Genomic DNA, 6247 nt, shown 5'->3' with positions numbered 1-6247 from the left:
GATCTGCGCGAATATACCCTCGCATCCCTGCGCGATCAGGTTGCTTTGGTTTCGCAGAATGTGCACCTGTTTAACGATACGGTAGCCAATAACATCGCCTACGCGCGTACCGATTTATACAGTCGCGAACAGATTGAAAAAGCGGCGCAGATGGCCTATGCCATGGATTTCATCAATAAGATGGATAATGGTCTGGATACGGTGATTGGCGAAAACGGCGTTCTGCTTTCCGGTGGACAGCGCCAACGTATCGCTATCGCCCGTGCCTTACTGCGTGACAGTCCGATCCTGATCCTTGATGAAGCTACGTCGGCTCTCGATACTGAATCCGAACGCGCGATTCAGGCGGCACTGGATGAGCTACAGAAAAACCGTACTTCTCTGGTCATTGCACACCGTCTTTCTACCATTGAGCAGGCGGATGAAATCATCGTGGTGGAAGACGGGGTGATTGTTGAGCGCGGAACCCATAACGAGCTGATTGAGCAACGCGGCGTGTATGCGCAATTACACAAAATGCAATTTGGTCAATGATCGCACGTATCTGGTCTGGTGAATCGCCGCTGTGGCGCTTATTACTTCCACTCTCCTGGCTGTATGGCCTGGTGAGTGGGGGGATCCGCTTATGCTACAAACTTGGGCTCAAGCGCGCATGGCGCGCGCCAGTACCAGTTGTCGTAGTGGGAAACCTTACCGCAGGCGGGAACGGTAAAACGCCGGTGGTGATTTGGCTGGTTGAACGACTACAGCAACGTGGTATCCGCGTAGGCGTGGTTTCTCGTGGTTATGGCGGAAAAGCCGCGGCTTACCCGCTGTTGCTGACAACGGATACCACGACTGCAGAAGCGGGTGATGAACCTGTGCTCATCTACCAGCGTACCGGCGTGCCTGTAGCGGTCTCTCCGAACAGAGCGGATGCGGTAAAAGCTATTTTGGCGCATCATGATGTGCAGATTATTGTGACGGACGATGGTCTGCAGCACTATCGTCTGGCGCGAGATGTTGAAATCGTGGTGATTGACGGCGAGCGTCGATTTGGCAATGGCTGGTGGCTTCCTGCCGGTCCAATGCGGGAACGCGCAGGCCGGCTTAAATCGGTGGATGCGACAATCGTTAACGGCGGCAGTCCACAGCCGGGGGAGATCCCCATGCGACTTGAACCAGGGCGGGCCGTTAATTTACGCACGGGTGAACGCCGTGATGTGGCACAGCTAACCAATATTGTCGCCATGGCGGGTATTGGTCATCCGCCACGTTTTTTTGCCACGCTTGAAGCGTGCGGAGCCAAACCACAAAAATGTATTGCGCTGGCAGATCATCAATCTCTGACCTACAGTGACGTCAGTGCGTTTTCAGACGCAGGGCAAACGCTGGTGATGACGGAAAAAGATGCGGTTAAATGCCGCGCATTTGCTGATGATAACTGGTGGTATTTACCTGTGGACGCACATTTGTCAGGCGAACGGCCTGATGTGTTGCTGGATAGCTTAATCTCGCTGACTCGCTAACGGATTCAAGCTGCGGCAGCGAATCATTTATGAGGTCATAAATGTCGTTGCCGCACCTTTCTCTGACGGATGCTCGTCATCTTCACCTTGCCGCTCAAGGTCTGCTGAAAAAAACACGCCGCCGGGCATCTCCTGCCGATATTCTTGCCACCATTTCGCGCATATCTTTATTGCAAATCGATACCATCAATATTGTGGCGCGCAGTCCTTACCTGGTGCTGTTCAGTCGTTTAGGTGATTATTCCCCGCAATGGCTGGATGACTCGCTACGGCAGGGTGAACTGATGGAGTACTGGGCGCACGAGGCCTGCTTTATGCCGCGCAGTGACTTTATGCTGATACGCCACCGCATGCTGGCGCCGGAGAAAATGGGCTGGAAATATAAAGCGGCGTGGATGGCAGAACATGCCCATGAGATTGAGCAGTTACTCCAGCATATCCATCATAATGGGCCGGTACGCTCAGCCGATTTTGAACATCCCCGTAAGGGGGCTAACGGTTGGTGGGAATGGAAGCCGCATAAGCGACACCTTGAAGGACTGTTTACTGCCGGGAAAGTCATGGTGGTGGAGCGGCGTAATTTCCAGCGAGTCTATGATTTAACCCATCGCGTCATGCCGCACTGGGATGATGAACGTGACAGGCTTTCACAAGAGGAAGCCGAAATTGTCATGCTGGACAACAGCGCCCGTAGTCTGGGGATTTTTCGCGAACAATGGTTGGCAGACTACTATCGTCTGAAGCGTCCGGGGTTAAAAAACTGGTGTGATGTGCGCAAGGAACAGCAACAAATTATTCCTGTCGACGTTGAAGGGCTGGGAACCCTGTGGTTGCATAGCGATCTTCAACCGCTGCTTGAGCAGGCATTGGCGGGTAAATTAACGGCAACGCATAGCACGGTTTTATCGCCGTTTGATCCGGTGGTCTGGGATCGCAAACGGGCAGAGCAGCTATTTGATTTTAGCTATCGGCTGGAATGTTATACGCCAGCAGCGAAACGACAATACGGTTATTTTGTCCTGCCTTTACTGCATCATGGGCAGTTAGTGGGGCGGATGGATGCCAAAATGCACCGTAAAACAGGTGTACTGGAGGTGATTTCGCTATGGTTACAGGATGGGGTCAAACCTGGCATTACTCTGCAAAAAGGGTTGTTCCAGGCGATTGATGATTTTGCCCGCTGGCAGCAGGCAACGTGCGTGACGCTGGGGCGCTGTCCTGAAGGTATATTTGCTGGTGTACGTCATGGCTGGGAAATAGCCCCAGCCCGTTAAGCGATTATGTTAATATTTACGGATTCACAATCCGGTCCATCTGGAGGAACTATGGATCATCGTCTGCTTGAAATCATTGCCTGCCCGGTATGCAATGGCAAACTCTGGTTTAACCAGGAAAAACAGGAACTAATTTGTAAACCGGATAACCTTGCTTTCCCACTGCGTGATGGCATTCCCGTTTTACTGGAAACCGAAGCTCGTGTTCTGACTGCGGATGAGAGTAAATCATGAGTTTTGTGGTCATTATTCCTGCGCGTTATGCGTCCACCCGTTTGCCGGGCAAGCCGCTTTTGGATATCAACGGCAAGCCGATGATCGTGCATGTGCTGGAGCGTGCGCGTGAATCTGGCGCTGAGCGCATTATCGTTGCCACCGATCATGAAGATGTCGCTCGTGCGGTAGAAGCGGTGGGAGGGGAAGTTTGCATGACCCGGGCCGATCACCAGTCTGGTACCGAGCGTCTGGCGGAAGTCGTCGAGAAATGTGGCTTTAGCGATGATACCGTTATTGTGAACGTTCAGGGTGATGAGCCGATGATCCCAGCGGTCATTATTCGTCAGGTGGCCGAAAATCTGGCGCAACGCCAGGTTGGCATGGCGACCCTTGCGGCTCCCATTCATAATGCGGAAGAAGCATTCAATCCGAATGCGGTTAAAGTCGTTCTGGACAGCGAAGGCTATGCGCTCTATTTTTCGCGCGCAACGATTCCCTGGGATCGCGACCGTTTTGCCAAAAGCCTGGAAACGGTAGGCGATACCTTCCTGCGTCACCTCGGTATTTACGGTTATCGCGCCGGTTTTATTCGCCGCTATGTTAACTGGCAGCCCAGCCCGCTTGAGCATATTGAAATGCTGGAGCAACTGCGTGTGCTGTGGTACGGCGAAAAAATTCACGTGGCCGTCGCTAAAGAAGTACCGGGTACTGGCGTAGACACTGCTGAGGATCTTGAACGCGTTCGCGCTGAAATGCGTTAGTTTTTCTCATGGCACTCCACCCATAATACCGCCTATTTTTGGGAGGAGTGTCGTATCGTTACGTTTTCCCTGTGCTTTTCTTTTCATCAATTGATCTCATCCGGGTGACATCTGTCTGCGCGACGCTCATTATGAAAGCAGTAGCTTTTATGAGGGCAATCTGAAATGGAACAGTTGCGTGCCGAACTCAGCCATCTGCTGGGTGAAAAACTCAGTCGTATTGAATGCGTGAATGAGAAAGTGGATACCGCCCTGTGGTCACTGTACGACAGTCAGGGTAATCCGATGCCGCTGATGGCGAGAAGTTTCACCACGCCGGGGATGGCGCAGCAGCTGGCATGGAAAACCTCCATGCTGGCGCGCAGTGGCACGGTACGTATGCCGGTCATTTATGGCGTCTTAACGCATGAGGAGCATCCCGGTCCTGATGTGCTCCTGCTTGAGCGTCTACGCGGCGTGCCGGTGGAAGCGCCTGCCCGAACGCCCGAGCGATGGGAACATTTAAAAGATCAAATCGTAGAAGGTTTGCTGTCATGGCATCGGCAGGACAGCCGCGGCTGCGTGGGAGCGGTGGATAACACGCAAGAGAACATCTGGCCGTCCTGGTATCGCCAGCGTGTCGAGGTATTGTGGAGCACGTTGAATCAGTTCAACAATACTGGGCTGACGATGCAGGACAAGCGGATTCTGTTCCGTACCCGTGAATGTTTACCCGACTTATTTGCCGGATTTAATGATAACTGCGTGCTGATCCACGGCAATTTCAGTTTACGCAGCATGCTCAAAGATGCTCGTAGCGATCAGCTCCTGGCGATGGTGGGACCGGGCTTGATGCTATGGGCGCCAAGAGAATATGAATTGTTCCGCTTAATGGATAATGCGCTGGCGGAAAGCCTGCTTTGGCAATATCTGCAACGCGCGCCAGTGGCGGAGTCATTCATCTGGCGGCGCTGGTTGTATGTGTTATGGGATGAGGTGGCGCAACTGGTCAATACCGGACGCTTTAATCGTTCCAACTTTGATCTGGCGACAAAATCCCTGCTGCCGTGGCTCGCCTGATCAACACGTGAACACCGTATCCGGCCTGGAATTCTGCGCTGACCCGTAGGCCTGATAAGACGCGATAGCGTCGCCATCAGGCAACATTTCGGTCAATGTTCAGCTCCCTTCAGCCACTGCCAGATGCGCCCCAGCGTTTCGTATCCGGCACGATCGCTGTGCATCAGCCAGACCGGCGAGGGAATTGCCCGCTCCCATGGATTAAGCGGGGAATCAATCGCTAACTGATTGGCTGGTGCTGGCAGCGGATGTAGCCCGGCCTGCTGGAAGAAAATCATGGCACGCGGTAAGTGCGACGCGGAGGTCACCAGCAGAAACGGCGCGTTGCCGATGGCCTGTTTTACTGCCGCTGCTTCTTCTTCAGTATCTTTGGGTTGATCCAGCGTGATGATGTCACCCGCCGGCACCCCCAGCGACTTTGCTACGCGGGCGCCAGCTTCCGCGGTACTAACGTTATTCGTTTTTGCGGCGGCACCGGTAAAGATAAGCTTCGATCCTGGATTCGCGCGCCATAGGCGAATACCTTCATTCAGGCGTGGAAGGCTATTGCTAATCAGGTTTGAACTCGGCGCCCACTGAGGGTTCCAGGTATATCCCCCGCCCAGCACCACAATGTATTCCACTTTTTGCGTATCCTGCCAGGTGGGATAGCTGTCCTCAATGGGCTTCAGCAGACTGTCGGCGACGGGTTGTAAACTCAGGAGTAATAGCGCCAGCCAACTCAGGCTGATACACACTTTCCCTGTTTTTTGAAAGCGGCTAAACCAGACCAGCGCCAGGCCAATACCCATCATTGTTAGCATCAGTGGAAGCGGCAGCATCATACCGCCAATCACTTTCTTCAGCGTAAAAAGCATCCTTTTTGGTTCCTTTTTTAACCATACAGCAGGGGATCTGCAGGGATATTACACCAGGAAGGTTCATTCTCGGCGCGGGTGTGACAAAATAGCGGTTTTACTTAGTCACCCTAAAGCCAGTATGTGGAGAGCCCGATGCGGGATCGCAATTTTGATGACATTGCAGAGAAGTTTTCCCGTAACATTTACGGCACCACCAAAGGCCAATTAAGACAGGCTATTCTTTGGCAGGATTTGGATCGATTATTGGCGACATTCGGCGAGCAACAATTGCATATTCTGGATGCCGGCGGCGGTGAAGGGCAAACGGCCATCAAGATGGCTGAACGTGGGCACTTCGTGACATTATGCGATCTGTCAGGCGAAATGATCGCCCGTGCGCGACAGGCGGCAGAGGCAAAAGGTGTGAGCGGAAACATGCATTTCATACAATGCGCCGCTCAGGACGTTACTGCGCATTTGGAAACCCCGGTTGATCTGATATTGTTTCATGCTGTGCTGGAATGGGTGACGGATCCCGTCAGCGTGTTGCAGACGCTGTGGTCAGTATTGCGTCCCGGCGGCGCGCTGTC

The 6247-nt window shown here is 53.2% G+C and carries 8 protein-coding genes; 7 read left to right on the top strand and 1 reads right to left on the bottom strand.

Translation table 11 applies throughout. The features are described 5' to 3' along the window. The 6 genes from KQJ18_RS20535 to KQJ18_RS20510 form a co-directional block, all read left to right on the top strand. On the top strand, nucleotides 1-534 hold a 534-nt coding region (locus KQJ18_RS20535), incomplete at its 5' end, for an ATP-binding cassette domain-containing protein (RefSeq protein ID WP_216422616.1). Then, a complete protein-coding gene (lpxK, locus tag KQJ18_RS20530) occupies nucleotides 531-1508 on the top strand; it encodes a tetraacyldisaccharide 4'-kinase (protein ID WP_159121952.1) in 978 nt (325 codons plus the stop codon). The genes KQJ18_RS20535 and lpxK, both read left to right, overlap by 4 nt. Nucleotides 1509-1549: 41 nt before the next feature. Further along, nucleotides 1550-2782: a winged helix-turn-helix domain-containing protein gene (locus KQJ18_RS20525; RefSeq protein ID WP_216422614.1), complete on the top strand. Its 1233-nt coding sequence runs from the start codon at nucleotides 1550-1552 to the stop codon at nucleotides 2780-2782. Between the two features lie 51 nt (nucleotides 2783-2833). Then, nucleotides 2834-3016 carry a protein YcaR gene (gene ycaR / locus KQJ18_RS20520; RefSeq protein ID WP_038639323.1) on the top strand — a complete coding sequence of 61 codons (183 nt, stop codon included), beginning with the start codon at nucleotides 2834-2836 and terminating at the stop codon, nucleotides 3014-3016. Continuing rightward, nucleotides 3013-3759: a 3-deoxy-manno-octulosonate cytidylyltransferase gene (kdsB, locus tag KQJ18_RS20515; protein WP_137350469.1), complete on the top strand. Its 747-nt coding sequence runs from the start codon at nucleotides 3013-3015 to the stop codon at nucleotides 3757-3759. Before ycaR ends, kdsB begins: the two co-directional genes overlap by 4 nt. 165 nt (nucleotides 3760-3924) lie before the next feature. Further along, the gene (locus tag KQJ18_RS20510) at nucleotides 3925-4818 is read left to right on the top strand and encodes a YcbJ family phosphotransferase (protein ID WP_038639330.1); all 894 of its coding nucleotides are present in this window, start codon (nucleotides 3925-3927) and stop codon (nucleotides 4816-4818) included. 92 nt (nucleotides 4819-4910) lie between these two features. Here KQJ18_RS20510 and elyC read toward each other — a convergent pair whose 3' ends face one another. Beyond that, complete coding sequence (elyC, locus tag KQJ18_RS20505) at nucleotides 4911-5675, bottom strand: envelope biogenesis factor ElyC (RefSeq protein ID WP_216422612.1); 765 nt, start codon at nucleotides 5673-5675, stop codon at nucleotides 4911-4913. A gap of 135 nt (nucleotides 5676-5810) precedes the next feature. Here elyC and KQJ18_RS20500 point away from each other — a divergent pair. After that, nucleotides 5811-6247, top strand: a 437-nt coding sequence (locus tag KQJ18_RS20500; RefSeq protein ID WP_216422611.1) for a methyltransferase domain-containing protein, incomplete at its 3' end; no start/stop codon positions are given.

It is taken from the genome of Citrobacter sp. S55_ASV_140 (assembly GCF_018919505.1).
GTDB lineage: Bacteria > Pseudomonadota > Gammaproteobacteria > Enterobacterales > Enterobacteriaceae > Citrobacter > Citrobacter werkmanii.
Note: the sequence above shows the minus strand (reverse complement) of the source record. Positions and strands in the feature narration are given on the sequence as shown.